At 63.2% G+C, this 17,804-nt stretch carries 20 protein-coding genes and 3 pseudogenes; 3 read left to right on the top strand and 20 right to left on the bottom strand.

The window, feature by feature from the left end:
- Nucleotides 1-35 precede the first annotated feature (35 nt).
- The 6 genes and pseudogenes from ACVWYI_RS17820 to ACVWYI_RS17795 all read right to left on the bottom strand — a co-directional run bounded on the left by ACVWYI_RS17820 (nucleotide 36) and on the right by ACVWYI_RS17795 (nucleotide 6,062).
- A complete protein-coding gene (locus ACVWYI_RS17820; protein WP_247446962.1) occupies nucleotides 36-584 on the bottom strand; it encodes a hypothetical protein in 549 nt (182 codons plus the stop codon).
- Nucleotides 585-613: 29 nt separating this feature from the next.
- On the bottom strand, nucleotides 614-1,267 hold the full coding sequence (locus tag ACVWYI_RS17815) for a tetratricopeptide repeat protein (protein WP_247346212.1): 654 nt from the start codon (nucleotides 1,265-1,267) through the stop codon (nucleotides 614-616).
- A gap of 172 nt (nucleotides 1,268-1,439) precedes the next feature.
- Nucleotides 1,440-3,032 (bottom strand): class I adenylate-forming enzyme family protein, encoded by a 1,593-nt coding sequence (locus tag ACVWYI_RS17810; protein WP_456662763.1) that lies wholly within the window; start codon nucleotides 3,030-3,032, stop codon nucleotides 1,440-1,442.
- A 73-nt stretch (nucleotides 3,033-3,105) separates the two neighbouring features.
- Nucleotides 3,106-3,691 (bottom strand): annotated as a pseudogene (locus tag ACVWYI_RS17805) (NnrU family protein).
- A gap of 71 nt (nucleotides 3,692-3,762) precedes the next feature.
- On the bottom strand, nucleotides 3,763-4,341 hold the full coding sequence (locus ACVWYI_RS17800) for a hypothetical protein (RefSeq protein ID WP_456664536.1): 579 nt from the start codon (nucleotides 4,339-4,341) through the stop codon (nucleotides 3,763-3,765).
- 101 nt (nucleotides 4,342-4,442) lie between these two features.
- Nucleotides 4,443-6,062, bottom strand: a complete 1,620-nt coding sequence (locus tag ACVWYI_RS17795; protein ID WP_456662762.1) for a peptide chain release factor 3 — start codon at nucleotides 6,060-6,062, stop codon at nucleotides 4,443-4,445.
- A 169-nt stretch (nucleotides 6,063-6,231) separates the two neighbouring features.
- Here ACVWYI_RS17795 and sugE point away from each other — a divergent pair, with 169 nt between their 5' ends.
- Nucleotides 6,232-6,546 (top strand): quaternary ammonium compound efflux SMR transporter SugE, encoded by a 315-nt coding sequence (gene sugE, locus ACVWYI_RS17790; RefSeq protein WP_456662761.1) that lies wholly within the window; start codon nucleotides 6,232-6,234, stop codon nucleotides 6,544-6,546.
- On the opposite strand, the pseudogene ACVWYI_RS17785 reads toward sugE, so the two are convergent.
- The 7 genes and pseudogenes from ACVWYI_RS17785 to ACVWYI_RS17755 all read right to left on the bottom strand — a co-directional run bounded on the left by ACVWYI_RS17785 (nucleotide 6,539) and on the right by ACVWYI_RS17755 (nucleotide 13,087).
- Nucleotides 6,539-7,548, bottom strand: a pseudogene (locus tag ACVWYI_RS17785) (anion permease). The gene sugE and the pseudogene ACVWYI_RS17785 overlap by 8 nt on opposite strands.
- 15 nt (nucleotides 7,549-7,563) lie before the next feature.
- Entirely contained in the window at nucleotides 7,564-8,208 is a 645-nt protein-coding gene (locus ACVWYI_RS17780; protein ID WP_247346192.1) for a DUF47 domain-containing protein, read from the bottom strand.
- A 164-nt stretch (nucleotides 8,209-8,372) separates the two neighbouring features.
- Nucleotides 8,373-9,341: a branched-chain amino acid ABC transporter permease gene (locus ACVWYI_RS17775; protein ID WP_247446872.1), complete on the bottom strand. Its 969-nt coding sequence runs from the start codon at nucleotides 9,339-9,341 to the stop codon at nucleotides 8,373-8,375.
- A gap of 1 nt (nucleotide 9,342) precedes the next feature.
- Nucleotides 9,343-10,207: pseudogene (locus ACVWYI_RS17770) on the bottom strand (branched-chain amino acid ABC transporter permease).
- Nucleotides 10,208-10,279: 72 nt separating this feature from the next.
- Nucleotides 10,280-11,503 (bottom strand): ABC transporter substrate-binding protein, encoded by a 1,224-nt coding sequence (locus ACVWYI_RS17765; protein WP_456662760.1) that lies wholly within the window; start codon nucleotides 11,501-11,503, stop codon nucleotides 10,280-10,282.
- Between the two features lie 89 nt (nucleotides 11,504-11,592).
- A complete protein-coding gene (locus tag ACVWYI_RS17760) occupies nucleotides 11,593-12,339 on the bottom strand; it encodes an ABC transporter ATP-binding protein (protein WP_247346178.1) in 747 nt (248 codons plus the stop codon).
- Nucleotides 12,332-13,087, bottom strand: a complete 756-nt coding sequence (locus ACVWYI_RS17755) for an ABC transporter ATP-binding protein (protein WP_247346176.1) — start codon at nucleotides 13,085-13,087, stop codon at nucleotides 12,332-12,334. The genes ACVWYI_RS17760 and ACVWYI_RS17755 overlap by 8 nt, the downstream gene beginning before the upstream one ends.
- 352 nt (nucleotides 13,088-13,439) lie before the next feature.
- Here ACVWYI_RS17755 and ACVWYI_RS17750 point away from each other — a divergent pair, with 352 nt between their 5' ends.
- On the top strand, nucleotides 13,440-14,087 hold the full coding sequence (locus tag ACVWYI_RS17750; RefSeq protein ID WP_456662759.1) for a hypothetical protein: 648 nt from the start codon (nucleotides 13,440-13,442) through the stop codon (nucleotides 14,085-14,087).
- 3 nt (nucleotides 14,088-14,090) lie between these two features.
- On the opposite strand, the gene ACVWYI_RS17745 is transcribed toward ACVWYI_RS17750, so the two are convergent.
- Complete coding sequence (locus tag ACVWYI_RS17745; RefSeq protein ID WP_354046868.1) at nucleotides 14,091-14,450, bottom strand: ArsC family reductase; 360 nt, start codon at nucleotides 14,448-14,450, stop codon at nucleotides 14,091-14,093.
- A 105-nt stretch (nucleotides 14,451-14,555) separates the two neighbouring features.
- Here ACVWYI_RS17745 and ACVWYI_RS17740 point away from each other — a divergent pair, with 105 nt between their 5' ends.
- Entirely contained in the window at nucleotides 14,556-14,927 is a 372-nt protein-coding gene (locus ACVWYI_RS17740; RefSeq protein ID WP_456662758.1) for a tRNA-binding protein, read from the top strand.
- Between the two features lie 2 nt (nucleotides 14,928-14,929).
- Here the strand turns inward: ACVWYI_RS17740 and ACVWYI_RS17735 are convergent, their stop codons facing one another.
- The 6 genes from ACVWYI_RS17735 to ACVWYI_RS17710 form a co-directional block, all read right to left on the bottom strand.
- A complete protein-coding gene (locus ACVWYI_RS17735) occupies nucleotides 14,930-15,634 on the bottom strand; it encodes a glutathione S-transferase family protein (protein ID WP_456662757.1) in 705 nt (234 codons plus the stop codon).
- A gap of 100 nt (nucleotides 15,635-15,734) precedes the next feature.
- Nucleotides 15,735-15,977 (bottom strand): hypothetical protein, encoded by a 243-nt coding sequence (locus ACVWYI_RS17730; protein WP_456662756.1) that lies wholly within the window; start codon nucleotides 15,975-15,977, stop codon nucleotides 15,735-15,737.
- A gap of 16 nt (nucleotides 15,978-15,993) precedes the next feature.
- Nucleotides 15,994-16,656, bottom strand: a complete 663-nt coding sequence (locus ACVWYI_RS17725) for a DUF429 domain-containing protein (protein ID WP_456650331.1) — start codon at nucleotides 16,654-16,656, stop codon at nucleotides 15,994-15,996.
- 31 nt (nucleotides 16,657-16,687) lie between these two features.
- A complete protein-coding gene (locus ACVWYI_RS17720) occupies nucleotides 16,688-17,035 on the bottom strand; it encodes a carboxymuconolactone decarboxylase family protein (RefSeq protein ID WP_354103661.1) in 348 nt (115 codons plus the stop codon).
- A gap of 3 nt (nucleotides 17,036-17,038) precedes the next feature.
- On the bottom strand, nucleotides 17,039-17,560 hold the full coding sequence (locus tag ACVWYI_RS17715) for an RNA polymerase sigma factor (protein ID WP_456650332.1): 522 nt from the start codon (nucleotides 17,558-17,560) through the stop codon (nucleotides 17,039-17,041).
- Nucleotides 17,557-17,766 carry a YgaP family membrane protein gene (locus ACVWYI_RS17710; RefSeq protein ID WP_247346149.1) on the bottom strand — a complete coding sequence of 70 codons (210 nt, stop codon included), beginning with the start codon at nucleotides 17,764-17,766 and terminating at the stop codon, nucleotides 17,557-17,559. Before ACVWYI_RS17710 ends, ACVWYI_RS17715 begins: the two co-directional genes overlap by 4 nt.
- Between the last annotated feature and the right edge of the window lie 38 nt (nucleotides 17,767-17,804).

The raw sequence follows: 17,804 nt of genomic DNA, 5'->3' as shown, positions 1-17,804 counted from the left end.
CTGCCGGGGCTGCGCCTGTCAATGAAATGAAGCAATTAGCGCGAGAAGCTGCCGCTCGGCATCGGCGCCGGGAAGGCGCCCTGCGATTGCTGCTGGGTGGTCTGGGTCGGTTGCGCCTGCTGGACGGGTTGATCGGGCGGCGGAGCGGTGGTGCGCTTGCGCACGATCTTCTGCCTGGGCGGCGGAGCGGCCGCGGGCGCCGCCTCCGGCTGGGCCTCGCCATCGACTTCGCCGGCGGGCGCCTCAGCCGGCGCGACTGCTGCGGCGGCCGGCTGCCTGGTCTTTTTCGCCTTGGCTCCCTTCGCCGGCTTGGCCGGCTCGGGCTGAGGCTCCACAGGCAAGGCCGCAACGGCAGGCGCGTTCGGATCGGGCTGTTGCTGGGCGCCCTTGTACATGTCTTTCGGCACGCCCTGCTCGAGGCCCGGCACACCTTCCGGGAACACCGGCTTGCGGTCGCCCGGCAGCTTCTTCTTGGTATCGAGGAAGTCGAGCATGTCGCTCGGATCGAAGCTGGAGCAACCGCCCAGGACGCCCGTGAAGGCGATCAGGACGGCGGCTGCGATCAAGCGTGGCGTGCGGCGCATATCGGTATCTCGTGTCAGCTCTCGGGCCGTCAGCTTTTGGCGACGGGAGGCAGCAGGGCCTGAAGGGCCTCGGCGCGTGAGCGCAGGCCGGGCGGCGTTTCGCCGTCCTCGGCGATCGCATCGAGCCATTTGCGGGCCGCAGTCATGTCGTTGTTGCGCCAGGCCGACAGCGCCAGCATCTCGCGGGCACTGTGACGGAAGGTCGATTTGGGCGCGGCGGAGGCTTCCAGCCGCTGCTGCATGTCGGCATAGCCGGCGCTGTCGAGCAGGAGGCCGGCCGCGCGGAGCTTCGCCAGATCCTGCCACTCACCGCCCACGCTGCGGTCGGCGGCAATGTCGTCATACAGCTTGGCGGCCGCCTTGGGATCGCGGGCCGCCGTCTCGGCTGCCGCACGCAGCCGCGCCAATGTGCGATAGCCCGACGGAGCCTTGGCGGCGAGTTCGGTGAAGGCCGCTTCGGCCTCCGCGTGCTTGTCCTGCTCGGACAGCTCAGCGGCCTTCTCGAAAGCGGCACCGGCCTCGGCGGCCTTCTGGGCCTCCAGATATTGGTAACCGCGCCAGCCACCTACGGCGGCAACGATCAGCACCATCAGGGCGATGAAGAAGATCGAATATTTATCCCACAGCTTCTTGAGCTGTTCGCGACGTACTTCCTCGTCGACTTCGTCAAATAATTCAGACACTTATGATAATCCCATGCCCGTCCGGGTGCGCGCGCCAAAGCGTTCGCGTCAGGAATCCCGGTCCCCACGTGGCGGCGAGGTAGCCTAACGATATGGCGGTGGCAAGGCAAAGCGAGCCCGATCAAGGCGTTAACCACCCGGGACAACCCGAGAGAAACCCACCTGCCCGGCCTCAGGTTCCCACGAGTTCCCGCAACTGCCGCTTCAGCACCTTGCCGTTGGCATTGCGCGGCAACGGCTCGGCGGTGATCACCATGGTTTCGGGGACCTTGTAGTCGGACAGCCGTTCCGCGCACCAGGCGCGCAAGGCCTCGCTGTCCACCAGCGCGCGCGTCACCACCACCGCGTGAACGCGTTCGCCCAGCACCGGGCATGTCTTGGCAACGATCGCGCTTTCGACCACGGCGGGATGGCTGGCCAGCACGGATTCGACCTCGGCCGAATAGATCTTGAGGCCGCCACGGTTGATCATGTCCTTCTGCCGGTCGAACACCCGGACAAATCCCTCGTTGTCGACCGAGCCGAGATCGCCGGAATGCCAGAACCCGCTGGTAAAACTTTCGGCCGTGGCCTTCGGATTGTTCCAATAGCCCTTGATGACCGAGGCACTCTGGATCCAGAGCTCGCCGATTTCGCCATGCGGCAGCTCATGCCCGTCCGCCCCCATTGCCAGGATACGCGCACCCGGACACGGCAGGCCGACGCTGTCGATATGGCTTGCCGTCAACTCGCCAGGCATGATCGTGGACGGCGATGTCGTCTCGGTCGCGCCGTAGCAGTTCGTCAGCTCGAGCCCGGGAATTATCGCCTTGAGCTTCTCGATGGTGGCAACCGGCATCGGTGCGCCGCCAAAACCACCGATGCGCCAGCTTGAGAGATCATAGCTTTCGAAATCGGGCTGGAGCAGGCAGAGATTGTACATCGCCGGCACCATCACCGTGTAGGTGACGCGCTCGCGCGCGGCGAGCTTGAGGTATTCGGCGGCTTTGAATTCCGGCATGATGATCAGCGCGCCGCCGCAGCAGATCATCGTCGTGATGTTGGCGACGACGCCGGTGACGTGGCCGAGCGGCACCGCCGCGATTGAACGGTCCGCCTGCGTCAATTGCAGGCAGGACACAAAGATCATCGAGGAATGGACAACGTTGCAATGGGCCAGCATCGCGCCCTTCGGCTTGCCTGTCGTGCCCGAGGTGTAGAGGATCATCGCGGTGTCCTCCTCGCTGGTCTCGACCGGCGCCGGGGCCGGTGCGTTGTCGACGAGCACCGCGAAATGCGACAGAGCCGGATCATTGTCGACGGCGATGCGGTGGATCACATCAGGCACATCCCGCGCATCCGGCAGCCGCTCCGCTAGTGCCGCCTCGTGGATCAGTATCTTGGCGCCGCAGTCGGCGAGCACATAGGCGATTTCCGGCTTCTGCTGCCGCGTGCCGAGCAGCACCGTGACCAGCCCCTCATGAGCGGCAGCGAACAGCAACAGCGGAAATTCGACGCGGTTGCCGAGCAGGATCGCGACACGATCGCCGCGCTGCAATCCGAGCTTGCGAAAGCCCGCCGCGATCCGCGCGGCCTGCTCCGCGGCCTGCCCCCAGCTCAGCCGGACATTGCCTGAGATCAGCGCTTCACCGTCGGCATTGCGGGCGCAGGCGTCCGCAATCATCGCCCACAGGCTCGACGGCCGATCGCAAAATGCCGGCACTACCCGTTCGCCGAAGCGCGCCTCGAACCGCATCGGCGGGATCTGAGATTGCGACCAGTCCATCGGAACGCCCTTGGCTTGTTGCTCTTGTTACCTTCCGCGCATGGGCATGCCGGTCCTGTCTTGTGCTGATCGGCTAGGTGCCGATCACGGGAACACCGATCACGACCGGATGGAACGCAAAAGCCAGCGCCAGATAAGCGACGATTCCGACCGCGACCGCGATCAGATCATTGGTGACGCCGCCCACTGGGAATCGGCGGGCCGCCGCCATCGGTGCGACGCTTCAGCGTAATGCGATCGTACACCGCCCAGCCCAGGAAGGAGCCGAACAGGATGATGGAGCCGAGATCGCCATTGGCCAACAGATGCGCCGCCGCCCACAGCTTGATGCCGGCCAGCATCGGATGCTTCAGCGTCGCATAGATGCGGCCGCGCAGATATGACGCAACCACCAGGATGACCGCGGGCAACATCAGCGCGAGCGTGATGTGCTTCAGTGCCTTCGGCGGATACCAGACGTCGATCCAGCCGGTCGCACGGTAGTGGGCGAAGCCCCAGATGATCAGCGCGAGCCCCGCGAGCGAGACAAGCGAGTAAAGGATCTTGTAGGTCCCCTCGCCCAGTCTCGCGATCGCCTGCGCGCGCGCCTCGCGTTTCGTCGTGAAAACATGGGCCGCAAAAAACAGCGCAAGCCCCAGGATCATGACCACCAGACCCACGAGATTCTCCCCTCAACCAGTGCCCCAGCCCATGGCGTATCATCGATTGGCGGCGGGTCGCAACTGATGCGCTACTTGCCGATCTCGCGATTGTCGACATACCGGATCGCGATCGGCCGCCCGGCGAGGGCACCGCCAAGACCGCCCGTGAATTTCAGCGGCAGACAGGCGTTCAACGATGATTTGATCGCATTGAGGTAGGTGGTTCTAGTCTCGGCGGGAACGCCCGAGGTCGCAAAGGTCAGGCGCGGCGGACCGATCAGTCCACCCGCCTTGTTGAAGCTGAAACGCACCGCCATCTGCATGCCCGCCCGCGTATTGTCCGATGGCGGCGACCAGCAGGTGCGCAGCTCGGCGAAGAGATCGCCGATCGTGTCGAGATCGTGATCGGGCTTTTGGTATTTGGCGCGATCGGCCTCCGCCGGTACGCTTTGGATCGTGAGTTGGAGGTTCTGTCCGTAGGGATAATCGATCTCGGGAATACAGGGACCAGGCTCGAGCGGGCTGCAATAGGACGGCGTGCAGGGCCTGCCGTCGAGCACGCTGCATGGCTCATGCGAAAACGGTATGGGGTTGATCTGCCGGGGCCGCGCGTCCGCGGCGATCGTCGAGATCGCCAGCAGGAGGAAAACAAGGATGCCGCGCCACATCATGCGAGCTCCCAGTGCCACATGGAGAAAGGTGGCATCGTCAGTGCACACGTCAAGTCCCGCGCATTCACGTGCTCGCGCGCGACCCGTTTGCGCGCACCCTAGCCCTTCTTCTTGACGTCCTTGACGTTGGTGAACTCAATGCCTTCGGCCCGTTCCCGGGTGTAGCCGAGGTAGAACTCGTTCCTCGCCAGATACACGGGATCGCCATCGACATCGTCGGCGATGCTGGATGTGTTGGCGGCGATGAAGGTGTCGAGCTTCTTGCGGTCATCCGAGGAGACCCAGCGCGCAAGCTGGAACTCGCTCACCTCGAACTCGACCGGCAGCGAATATTCCGCATCCAGCCGCGCCTTCAGCACGTCGAGCTGGAGCGCACCGACGACGCCAACTAACGCGGGTGCGCCGTCGCGCGGGCGGAACACCTGCACCACGCCCTCTTCCGACATCTGCTGAAGCGCTTCCTTCAGCTTCTTCGCCTTCATCGCATCCGTAAGACGCACGCGGCGGACGATTTCCGGCGCAAAGCTCGGCACGCCGACGAAGTTGAAATCCTCACCGTCGGTCAGCGTGTCGCCGATGCGCAGCGTGCCATGATTGGGAATGCCGACGACGTCGCCGGCATAAGCCTCGTCCGCAACCGAACGGTCCTGCGCGAAGAAGAATTGCGGGCTCGACAGCGGCATGCTCTTGCCGGTGCGCACGAGCTTCGCCTTCATGCCGCGGCTGAGCTTGCCGGAGCACAGACGCGCAAAGGCGATGCGGTCGCGGTGATTCGGATCCATGTTGGCCTGGATCTTGAACACGAAGGCGCTCATGCGCGGATCGGTGGCTTCGACCCTGCGTTGGTCGCTCTCCTGCGCGCGCGGCTCGGGCGCGAACTTGCCGAGGCCTTGCAGCAGGTCGCCGACACCGAAATTGCGCAGCGCACTGCCGAAATAGACCGGCGTCAGATGGCCCTCGCGAAACGCTTCGAGCTCGAACGGTTTTGACGCCGCGGTGACGAGCTCGAGCTCGTCCTTGACCGCTGACACATCGAGATTGGCATTGAGCTTGGCGAGCTCGGCGATCTCGATCTGCTGCGCCGCACCGGTCTTGGCGCCGCCGCCTTCGAGCAAGCGCACGCCGCCATTGACGACGTCGTAGGTACCGAGGAACTCGCGGCCGCGGCCGACCGGCCAGGTCATCGGCGTGGTGTCGAGCGCCAGCGTCTTCTCGATCTCGTCGAGCAGATCGAAGACATCGCGGCTCTCGCGGTCCATCTTGTTGATGAAGGTGATGATCGGGATGTCCCGAAGACGACACACCTCGAACAGCTTTCGGGTCCGCGCCTCGATGCCCTTGGCCGCGTCGATCACCATGACGGCGGAATCGACAGCCGTGAGCGTGCGATAGGTGTCTTCCGAAAAGTCCTCGTGGCCCGGCGTGTCCAGCAGATTGAACACGAGGCCCTCGAACTCGAAGGTCATGACCGAGGTCACGACCGAGATGCCGCGCTCGCGCTCGATCTTCATCCAGTCCGAACGCGTGTTGCGCCGCTCGCCCTTGGCCTTGACCTGGCCGGCCAGATTGATGGCGCCGCCGAACAGCAGCAGCTTTTCGGTCAGCGTGGTCTTGCCGGCGTCCGGATGCGAAATGATCGCAAAGGTCCGCCGCCGCGACACTTCAGCGGCAAGCGAGGAACGGGCCGGCGATTCGGCTGTGGTGGCGATGTCGGACATTGCGGCAGCGTTTGGCAGGGAAAATGAGCCTTATCAAGCCTCATTTGGTGATTGCAGAGCCTTCCGGCCAGCCCCATATCGGGCTTGGATCAAGGCTTGGGAAGGACGGCCTTCCCGCCCATCAGCACGCCAGTCGCGGGGACGACCCTGCCTCGAAGGGAGGGTCGCCATGGCCTGGAGCATCCTGTTCGTCGCCGGTCTCCTGGAGATCGCCTGGGCGATCGGCCTCAAATACACCGAGGGATTTACGAAGCTCGTCCCGTCTGTCCTCACGCTCGGGGCCATGGGCGGCAGCATCATCCTGCTCGGGCTTGCCCTCAAATCGCTGCCGATTGGAACCGCTTATGCAGTCTGGACCGGCATCGGCGCGGTCGGCACCGCGACGCTCGGCATCATCCTGTTCGGCGAGCCGGCCACCGCGTTCCGCCTCGCCAGCATCGGGCTGATCGTCGCCGGGATTGTCGGGCTGAAGTTCGTTACCTGATGAATATCTGTACTGCCCACCAGGTCAGCGCGGCGACGATGGCCGAGGCCGGCATCGTGATGACCCAGGCATAGACGATCGAGCTGGCGACATTCCAGCGCACCGCCGAGAGGCGGCGGGCGGCGCCGACGCCGACGATCGCGCCGGTGATGGTGTGGGTGGTCGAGACGGGAACACACCGAGAAAGGTCGCCATGAACAGGGTCGCGGCACCGCCGGTCTCGGCGCAAAAGCCCTGCATCGGGGTCAGTTTTGTAATCCGCAATCCCATCGTGCGGACAATGCGCCAACCACCCATCAGCGTGCCCATTGCCATGGCCGCCTGGCAGGAGAGCACCACCCAGAAGGGCACGAAGAATTCGCCGCCAAGTTGGCCCTGCGAATAGAGCAGCACGGCGATGATGCCCATGGTCTTCTGCGCGTCATTGCCACCATGGCCGAGCGAATAGAGCGAAGCAGAGGCGAACTGCAGGATGCGGAAGGCGCGATCGACGGCAAAGGGCGTGGAGCGCACCGAGGCCCAGGAGACGATCGCAACCAGTACCATCGCGAGCAGGAAGCCGACGAGCGGAGACAGCACGATCGCGATCACCGTCTTGGACAATCCGCTCCAGACCGCCGCCGAAAGGCCGGCTTTGGCCACGCCGGCACCAAATAGACCGCCGATCAATGCGTGGGACGAAGACGATGGGATGCCGAGCGCCCATGTTACGAGGTTCCAGACGATGGCGCCGACCAGCGCCGCGAAGATCACCTGGGCATCCACGATCGCGGGATCGATGATGCCGGTGCCGATGGTCTGGGCGACGTGCAGCCCGAACACCATGAAGGCGACGAAATTGAAGAACGCGGCCCAGAACACCGCGAATTGCGGCCGCAGCACGCGGGTCGAGACGATGGTCGCGATCGAATTGGCGGCGTCGTGCAGGCCGTTCAGGAAGTCGAACAGCAGCGCGACGGCGATCAGTCCGACCAGGACGGGAAGACCCAACGCAACATCCACGGCGCGGCCCCTGCCCTAAACTTGCTCGATGACGATGCTGTTGATCTCGTTGGCGACGTCGTCGAAGCGGTCGGCGACTTTCTCGAGATGGTCGTAGATCTCCGCGCCGACGATGAAATCCATCGCGTTGCCGTCGCGATGCTTGAGGAAGAGTTCCTTCAGCCCGATATCCTGGAGGTCGTCGACGCGCCCCTCGAGCTTGGTCAATTCTTCCGTGATCGCAGTCAGCATGGCCACGTTCTGACCGATCGCCTGCATCAGCGGCAACGCGCGACCGACCAGATTGGCGCATTCCACCAAGAGCACGCCGATCTCCCGCATCGGCGGCTCGAAGATGCGAACCTCGAACAGCATCACGGCCTTGGCGGTCTGCTGCATCTGGTCGATGGCGTCGTCCATCGAGGTGATCAGGTTCTTGATGTCGCCGCGGTCGAACGGGGTGATGAAGGTGCGGCGCACCGCCGTCAGCACCTCGCGGGTGATGTTGTCGGCGTCGTTCTCGAACTGGTTGACGCGCTGGCAATAGACCGGCGTCTCCTCGCCCCCGTTGAGCATGCCCTGGAGCGCGATCGAGCCCTGAATCACGGTCTGGGCGTGGCGGTCGAACAGGTCGAAGAACCGTTCTTCCTTGGGCAGGAAAGCGCGAAACAATCGCATCATGGGGGAGAGACAACCGGTTGGATTTGGATAATGGCCTAGCCCAAGCGGGCCGTCATGAAACTGTCATAGACCATTTTCGATCCACGCGCGTGCCACCTCACACCTGTGGAGTCGGATCATCCACCGCTTTCGCGCGCCACCGATTTTTCTGATACATCAATAACTTACAGCGAACGCCGGAGGTAATGCGCGATTTCGCCGATGACGCCACGGCGGAAGGTGAGCACACAGATCACGAAGATCGAGCCCTGGATCACCGTCACCCACTGGCCGAAGCTCGCCAGATATTGCTGCATGGCGATGATCGCGAAGGCACCGACCACGGGCCCGAAGATGGTCCCGAGCCCGCCGACCAGCGTCATCAGCACCACCTCGCCGGACATCGACCAGTGCACGTCGGTGAGCGAAGCGTTCTGCGCCACGAACACCTTCAGCGATCCCGCAAAGCCGGCGAGCGTGCCCGACAGGACGAAAGCCAGGAACTTGTACTGATCGGTCCGGTAACCGAGCGAGATCGCGCGCGGCTCGTTCTCACGGATCGCCTTCAGGACTTCGCCGAACGGCGAATTGATGATGCGGTAGATCAGCAGGAAGCCGGCGAGGAAGCCGACCAGCACCACGTAGTAGAGCACGGTCGGCTTGGTCAAATCGAACACGCCGAACATGCGGCCCTGCGGGATGCCCTGGATGCCGTCCTCACCATGGGTGAACGGCGCCTGGAGGTAGATGAAGTACAGCAGCTGCGACAGCGCCAGCGTGATCATCGAGAAATAGATGCCCTGGCGGCGGATCGAGATGAAGCCGGTGATGAGCGAGAGCCCGAACGCCGCGGCAATGCCGACGAGGATGCCGAGTTCCGGCGGCAACGCCCACACTTTCAGCGCGTGCGCGCTGCAATAGCCGGCGGTGCCCATGAACATCGCGTGGCCGAACGAGAGCAAGCCGCCATAGCCGATCAGGAGATTGAATGCACAGGCCAGCAGCGCGAAGCACAGCGCCTGCATCACGAAGAACGGATAGATGCCGCTGAATGGCACCGCAGCCAGCAGCAGCGCCATCACCACGAACACGATCATCTCGTCGCGGATCGCGCGCGGGGGGGCCGGCAGTGTGTCGTCCGTCAAGGCTGTCATATCAGGCCGCCCTTCCCGTCAATCCCGTTGGCTTCACCAAGAGCACCAGCACCATCAGCACGAACACGACGGTGTTGGAGGCCTCGGGGTAGAAATACTTGGTCATGCCCTCGATCACACCGAGCGCGAAGCCGGTGATGATGGAGCCCATGATCGATCCCATGCCGCCGATCACGACCACCGCGAACACGACGATGATGAGGTCGGCTCCCATCAGCGGCCGCACCTGGTTGATCGGCGCCGACAGCACGCCGGCGAGCGCGGCAAGGCCGACACCGAGGCCGTAGGTCAGCGTGATCATGCGCGGCACGTTGACGCCGAAGGCGCGCACCAGCGTCGGGTTTTCGGTGGCTGCACGCAAATAAGCGCCGAGCCGTGTCTTCCTCGATCAGGAACCAGGTCGCGATGCAGACCACCAGCGAGAAGATGACGACCCAGCCGCGATAGACGGGCAGGAACATGAATCCGAGATTCATGCCGCCCTTGAGCTGGTCCGGAATGGCGTAAGGCAGGCCGGAGGAGCCGAAGTAGTTCTGGAACACGCCCTGCACAATCAGCGCAATGCCGAAGGTCAGAAGCAGACCGTAGAGATGATCCAGCCCGGTCAGCCATTGCAGCATGGTCCGCTCCAGGATCATGCCGAAGATGCCGACGATGATCGGCGCAAGCAGCAACGCCCACCAGTAGTTGATGCCGCCGAGGTTCAGCAGGAAATAGGCAGCGAACGCGCCCATCATGTAGACCGCACCATGGGCGAAATTGATGATGTTGAGCATGCCGAAGATCACGGCAAGCCCGAGACTGAGCAGCGCGTAGAACGAGCCGTTGATCAGTCCCACCAGTAGCTGAGCGTAAAGAGCCTGCATCGATCCCGCACCCGGTCCCTTCGGCGTTCCCTGAAAGTCGCCCGCAGGCCTGATGGCCTGCGGGCGGTTATCTTACTTCTTCAAGAGCGCGCACTTGCTCTCGGACAGCGGCGTGAAGGCCTGGTCGCCCGGCACCGTGCCGACCAGCTTGTAGAAGTCCCACGGTCCCTTGGACTCGGAGGGCTTCTTCACCTCGAACAGATAGGCATTGTGGATGGTGCGGCCGTTGGGCTGGATCTCGCCCTTGCCGAACAGATCGTCTTCCGTCGGCATCGACTTCATCTTCTCGACGACCTTGGCGCCGTCATGCGGGTTGCCGCCGAGCGCTTCCAGCGCCTTGAAATAGTGACGCACGCCTGCATAGACGCCAGCCTGCACCATGGTGGGCGGCGCGTTGCTCTTCATCTTCTCGGCGAAGCGCTTGGAGAACGCCCGGGTCTTGTCGTTCATGTCCCAGTAGAAGGTCTCGGTGAAGTTGAGGCCCTGCGCGGTCTCGAGCCCGATCGCCTTGACGTCGGTGAGGAACAGCAACAGCGCCGCGAGCTTCTGGCCGCCCTTGACGATGCCGAACTCGGCCGCCTGCTTGATCGTGTTGGTGGTGTCGCCGCCGGCATTGGCAAGGCCGATGATCTTGGCCTTGGAGGCCTGCGCCTGGAGCAGGAAGGACGAGAAGTCCGGCGTGTTCAGCGGATGCTTGACGCTGCCGACCACCTTGCCGCCATTGGCGGTGATGACCGCAGTGGTGTCGCGCTCCAGCGCCGCGCCGAAAGCGTAGTCCGCGGTCAGGAAGAACCAGGTGTCGCCACCGGCCTTCACCAGCGCCTGGCCGGTGGTATGCGCCAGCATGTAAGTGTCGTAGGTCCAGTGCACGGTATTGGGCGAGCACTGCGCGTTGGTGAGGTCGGAGGTCGCCGCACCCGAGTTGATGTAGACGCCGTTCTTCTCCTTGACGACGTTGTTGACGGCCAGCGCCACGCCGGAATTCGGCACGTCGACGATGATGTCGACTTTGTCGACGTCGAACCATTGCCGCGCGATCGCGGTGCCGATGTCGGGCTTGTTCTGGTGATCGCCCGAGATGAGGTCGATCTTCCAGCCCTTCGCAGCCAGGCCGGAATCTTCAATGGCCATCTGCGCGGCGAGCGTCGAGCCCGGTCCGCCGAGGTCGGCGTAGAGTCCGGACTGATCGGACAGCGCGCCGATCTTGACGGTCTTGTCCTGCGCGGACGCGACGCCTGTTACGGCGAAGGTGAGCGCCGTGGTCAGCAGCAATGACGCAATCGACATGGTCTTCATGCAACTTTCCTTTTGAATTTTCTCGTTCGCAGTTCTTTTGTTGAGCATGATCTTTCGGAAAACCGCTACACACTTTTCCGGATCATGCTTTAAACGCCGAGATAGGTGTGGAGCTTGTCCATGTTGGCGGCAAGCTCCGCATTGGAAAATCCGTCAATGATCTTGCCGTGCTCGACCACGTAATAGCGGTCGGCGACGGTGGATGCGAAGCGGAAGTTCTGCTCGACCAGGAGGATCGTAAAACCCTCCTTCTTGAGCCGCGCAATGGTGTGGCCGATCTGCTGGATGATGACGGGCGCGAGACCCTCGGTCGGCTCGTCCAGCATTAGGAAGTTCGCGCCGGTGCGCAGGATGCGCGCGATCGCGAGCATCTGCTGCTCGCCGCCGGAGAGTTTGGTTCCCTGGCTGTTGAGCCGTTCCTTCAGGTTCGGAAACAGATCGAAGATCTGCTCGAGCGGCAATCCCCCTGGGCGCACCACCGGCGGCAGCATCAGGTTCTCCCGCACGTCGAGGCTGGAGAATATCCCCCGCTCTTCCGGACAGAACGCGATGCCCATGCGCGCGATCTTGTCCGAGGTCGTGCGGATGATGTCCTGGTTGTTGAACTTCACCGAGCCGGTACGCTTGCCGATGATGCCCATGATCGACTTCAGCGTGGTGGTCTTGCCGGCGCCGTTACGCCCGAGCAGCGTGACGACCTCGCCTGCATTCACGTCGAAATTGATCCCGTGCAGGATGTGGGACTCGCCGTACCAGGCTTCCAGGTTGCGGACCTGAAGGATGTTGCCGCCGCTCGCGGTCTTTGCGGGAGCTTGCGCGGTTGCAGTCTCAACCATGACCGGCTCCCAGATAGGCTTCCTTGACGCGTTCGTCCTTGGTGAGTTCGCTGTAATGGCCTTGCGCGAGCACCTGCCCGCGCGTCAGCACGGTGATGATGTCGGAGAGGTTGGCTACGACGCTCAGATTATGCTCGACCATCAGGATGGTATATTTCGCGGAGATGCGCTTGATCAGCGCGGCGATCTTGTCGATGTCCTCGTGGCCCATGCCGGCCATCGGCTCGTCCAGCAGCATCATCTCGGGGTCGAGTGCAAGCGTGGTTGCGATCTCCAGTGCGCGCTTGCGCCCGTAGGGCATCTCGACCGCGGGCGTATTGGCGAACTCGCTGAGGCCGACATCGTTCAACAATTCGCGCGCGCGATCGTTGAATTGGTTGAGCACGGACTTGGAGCGCCAGAAATCGAAGGAGCTGCCGTGCTGGCGCTGAAGCGCGACGCGGACATTTTCCAGCGCGGTGAGATGCGGAAATACCGCCGAGATCTGGAACGAACGAACCAGCCCCAGGCGAGCCACGTCGGCGGGCGCCATCGTGGTGATGTCCTGCCCCTTGTATAGGATTTTTCCGGCAGACGGCTTGAGGAACTTGGTCAAAAGATTGAAGCACGTCGTCTTGCCGGCGCCGTTGGGGCCGATCAACGCGTGAATGCTCCCACGGCGAACTTTGAGCGCAACGTCGCGGACGGCGAAGAAGCCCGCGAACTCCTTGGTCAAGCCTTCCGTTTCGAGAATGAACTCATCGGCCAAACAGTTTTCCCCCTGCCCGCGCAACACGCGTGGCTGTCCTTGTTGCTTCGGTTTCCGGAGGCCTTTTTCCGGAGGCCTTGGAGCCTCTCCGGAACGCCGCCTCCGGGCGCGGAATATGCCGGAGGTGACGGGGGTTAAGGCAAGGCGGAAAGCTGAGCAGGTCAGGCCTCCGGCCGGGAGACTTATGCTCCCTTAGTCGGACGTGTTTTGATGTCGCCTGCCCAGCCTCCCGGTCGCAAGGCGCCGGTTATCAAGCCGTCGTTAACGGTCTTTCGGTCCATGCGCCAGCCTTCATAGAAAATTTTCCCGCAACCAGGATCATGCGCGGGTTTTATACGTCGGGAATATTATCGTGGATTTTGCAAGCGCCGCTCCTTCTGTGGTGAAGTCGATCAGGCAGCGTGATCTCCTGAACACGTGGCTGCGGCTTTATGCGCGCGAGCAGATGGCCCCGGCGATCTGGGAGTACCAGCCCGAGCGGCTCGAGGAAGAGCTCTCCGATCTCATCTATTATACGGTCGATATTTCGGCGCCGAAACCGCGTCTGACCATCCAGAGCGAAGGTACGCGCATCTCGCGCGCCTATGGACACACGGGTAAGGGCGTTCTGCTCGACGACTATATCGGGCCGCGACTCGTGCCCTTTGTGATGCCGGTCTATTATGAATGCGTGGCGCGCGGCCTTCCCGTCTACAGCGTTGCCGACGTCGACGACATTTACGGGCGGATCGTCGCCTATGAGCGCTTGCTGCTGCCGTTCCAGGTCGACGGCAATATCTGTCACATCATCGCATCGCTCAAGACCTTCTGCGAGGACGGCGGCTTCGAGATCAAGAACCTGATGCGCGGAAATGACGCGCTGCCGCGCCCGAGATCGCGCGCGGTGATCGACCGCGACCTGTTCCATCGCGCTCCCGGCCGCATCGCGCCCGCCGAACTGGTCGAGTTCGCGGACCAGTCGGGCTCCGGTGTCACCACCGCGATCATCGCGCTGAACTAGCCGTCAGCGCGATTTGGCGCCGAAATCCTTGGCGTAGATCTCCGGCTTGAAGCCGACCAGCACCTTGCCGCCAATTTCCAGCACCGGCCGCTTGATCATCGATGGTTGCGCTAGCATCAACGCCAGCGCCTTCTTCTCGCTCAAGCCTTCCTTGTCGGCATCGGGAAGCTTCCTGAAGGTCGTCCCGGCGCGATTGAGCAGCGTCTCCCAGCCGACCTTGTCGCTCCACTGCTTGAGCTTGTCCTTCTCCACCCCCTCCGTCTTGTAGTCGTGAAACGTGTAAGTCACGCCATGGGTGTCGAGCCAGGCGCGCGCCTTCTTCATGGTGTCGCAGTTCTTGATGCCGTAGATGATGTTGGGCAAGACGTTCCTCGCGCATGCGTCGTATCGTGATCCCCAAGCGTTGTACGCAACTCCGGTTCGCGCGACAATATTGCGAACGACGCCAGCTCTCCGAACGGACACTCCATGCACGTCACCCACGATCCAGCCGCTAACGCGTCGCCGACCATCGACTTCAACAGCTTCCTCGCGGTCGATATTCGCGTCGGCACCATCGTCGATGCAAAACCGTTCCCGGAGGCGCGCAAGCCGGCCTGGCGTCTGTGGATCGACTTCGGTCCCGCGATTGGCGTGCGCAAGAGCTCGGCGCAGATCACCGAAAACCATCCGCTTGAGACGCTGGTCGGCCAACAGGTCGCGGCCGTCGTCAATTTCCCGCCGCGCCAGATCGGTCCGGTCGTCTCGGAGGTACTGACGCTCGGTTTCCCCGATGCCGAGGGCAAGGTCGTGCTGGTGCAGCCGAGCAAGCCCGTGCCGAACGGCGGACGGCTGTTCTAGCCTTAAGGCCGCTTCGGAATGTTCAGCCCGCTCTGGACGGAAGGACGCGCAAGGCCGCGTTCGAGCCAGGCGCCCACCGACTTGAATTGGCCGAATTCTACGAGATCGCCGGCGCCGTAGAATCCGATGAGGTTGCGCACCCAGCCGAGCATGGAGATGTCGGCGATGGTGTAGTCGTCATCCATGAACCATTGCCGGCCGGTAAGATGCGTCTCCATCACGCCGAGCAGGCGCTTGGCCTCGCCCACGTAGCGCTCGAGCGGCCGCTTGTCCTCGAAATCCTTGCCGGCGAATTTGTGGAAAAAGCCGACCTGGCCGAACATCGGCCCGATGCCGCCCATCTGGAAATGCAGCCACGCGAGCGTCTGGTAACGGCGCGCCGCATCCTGCGGCAGCAGCTTGCCGGTCTTCTCCGCGAGGTACTGCAGGATCGCCCCGGACTCGAACAGCGGCAGCGGCCTACCGCCGGGACCGTTCGGATCGAGGATCGCCGGGATCTTGCCGTTCGGATTAAGCGAGAGGAATTCCGCCGTCTTCTGATCGTCTTTGCCGAAATCGACGAGGTGGACTTCGTAAGGAAGCCCGATCTCTTCCAGCATGATCGAGACCTTGACGCCGTTCGGCGTCGGCAGCGAATAAAGCTGGAGCAACTCCGGGTGCTTGGCTGGCCAGCGCTTGGTGATGGGAAAGGCGGACAGATCGGACATCGGGACCCCGGCTTCGTTCATGAGACGCCGCCTAATCTAGGCGAGCGGACGAACGACGCAAGGTCGAGTGCTCAGATCGATTTCCCGCACCGGGATCAGGTCACAATGGCCGTAGCAAATGGCTGGTGGCGTAAGTCATATCGCGCTGTACGCGCTGCTCGATGAAGCGCTGCCCGGTAACGTGCAGCGCTCCGGTGAAAACAAGCGCGAGCATCGCGGTCGCGAACTGACTGGTATCATTCATCGCACGAGCTTCTCTCACACCGGTTCGCACAGGGAACGCGGGCGGACCATCGACAGTTCCTGCAGGCTTCAAATAAATTGCCGCTTTTTCCCGGTTCATGAGCCGGCTGCCCACCTCAATAGTTGATCTCCATCCGCAGCCCGTGCGGGTCCTCCTCCCCGCCGACACGTTGCGTGCTGTCGCGTGCCGCGACGGTGCAAGCACAGGCGTCGATAAGATCGTCGCGGCCGATGCCGGTGCCGTGACGTTGGGTCAACCATTTCGGCAGGCGCGTGAAGCCGCGTTGCGCGAGGAGCGCGATGCGCTGCTCACGGCCTTCCGCGGATGTCTTCTTCGCAAGCCGGACACACCCTGCGAGATTCCAGAAGATCAATTCCGGATGCGCTTCGCCGATTGTCGCCTGCCGCGCCGGCGTCATGATCTCGTCGACGTCCCTGATCTTGTCTCTGATATTCCAGAGCTGTGCCGATACGCCCCTGCCCTTGCCTTCGCGCTCCCAATAGTGGCGATTGGCTGCCGCCATGTCGGCGAATGTCCAGAGGTCTCGGCGCGCGCCGAGAAACACGGCGGGACCGACCAGCTCGCGTGCGCGCAAATCGCAGATGCGATAGCCGCTCGGCTTCAATCCGATCGGCATATCGATCATCGCACGCGCGTGCGGCATCGCGAGCAAGCGCGTCAGGCCGGGTGAATAATCGAAGCCATGATCGCCGCTCGCGTCGATCCAGGCAGCGACCCAGCCGAAGCGAAATCCGTCGAGGCCGAGATAGTTGTTCACGCGTACGATCCAGCCGCCGACCCGCGCTCGTTCATCCCGTGCCCTCGCTCCGATGTCGCTCGAACAGGCGCTGCGCCAACAGTGCATGGCCGAGCGTGCCGCCGGCGCGAACAGCCGCCGCAATCAATGCGGCCTCCGCGACTTCCTCGCGCGTTGCACCGGCCTTCGCCGCCTGCGCCGTGTGCACGTCGAGGCAATAGGCGCATTGCGTGGTGAGTGCGACCGCGAGGGAGATCAGCTCGCGATATTTTGGCGGGATCAATCCGTCCTTGCGCTCGACCGCGTGGTTGAACGCAAGGAACGCGCTGGCCTCGACCGGCGCGAGCGCCACGAAGTCCGGGATCGATTTCAGATCGTCAGGGCTTTGATAACAGGTCATGGCTCACCTCGTCAGATATTCGCGCATCAGGGCGCGGGCGCGATGCAGGCGTGCCTTCACGGTTTGCCTTGTCGTATCGAGTGCGACGGCGATTTCGTCGATGGTCATTTCCTTGACGTCGCGCATCAGCGCGACATCGCGGTAGTGCGGCGGCAGCGCCTCGAAGGCTGCCGCGACGTCGAGCCGCAAATCGGCTTCTGGGCGCGACAGCAGCAGCGCCTCCGCCTCTCCGTCGTCAATCGCCGGCGCGAGCCCCGCCTTGCGGGCGAGCCGCAGGCATTCGCGGCGGACCACGCTGAACAGCCAGGCCGAAAACGCGAGCCACGAACGGATCGTGCCGACATGGCGAAACAGGATCCAGAGCGCCTCCTGCGTCGCATCCTCGGCATCCGCCGAGTTGCGGCAGGTGGCGCGGGCATAGCGACGGATGTTCGGCTGCGCCGTCTCAAGCAGAGACGCGATCGCCTGGGGATCGCCGAGGCGCGCGGCCTCGAACAGGTTTGGCGAGATCACGGCGGCTCTCACGACACCCCTCCCCTTCCGATGCCGGCCATCGCGCAGATCGGACAATAGCCGACTAGGCCGGTCAGCGCGAAGCCGGCGCCGCCGAGCGCAACCAGCCACGCCGCAGCGCCGCTGAAATACGCGAATGCGGCGACCGCCACCGCGACGCCTAAGGCAATCCGCACCGCCTGATGAAGGCCGCCGATGTTCTTCCTGTAAAATGCCATCACATCCTCCGAGATGAGCCGAAGCAAAATGCCCCGAC

Source organism: Bradyrhizobium sp. LB13.1 (genome assembly GCF_054056815.1).
The sequence above is the reverse complement of the archived record's forward strand: the minus strand, read 5'-3'. Positions and strand labels throughout refer to the sequence as shown.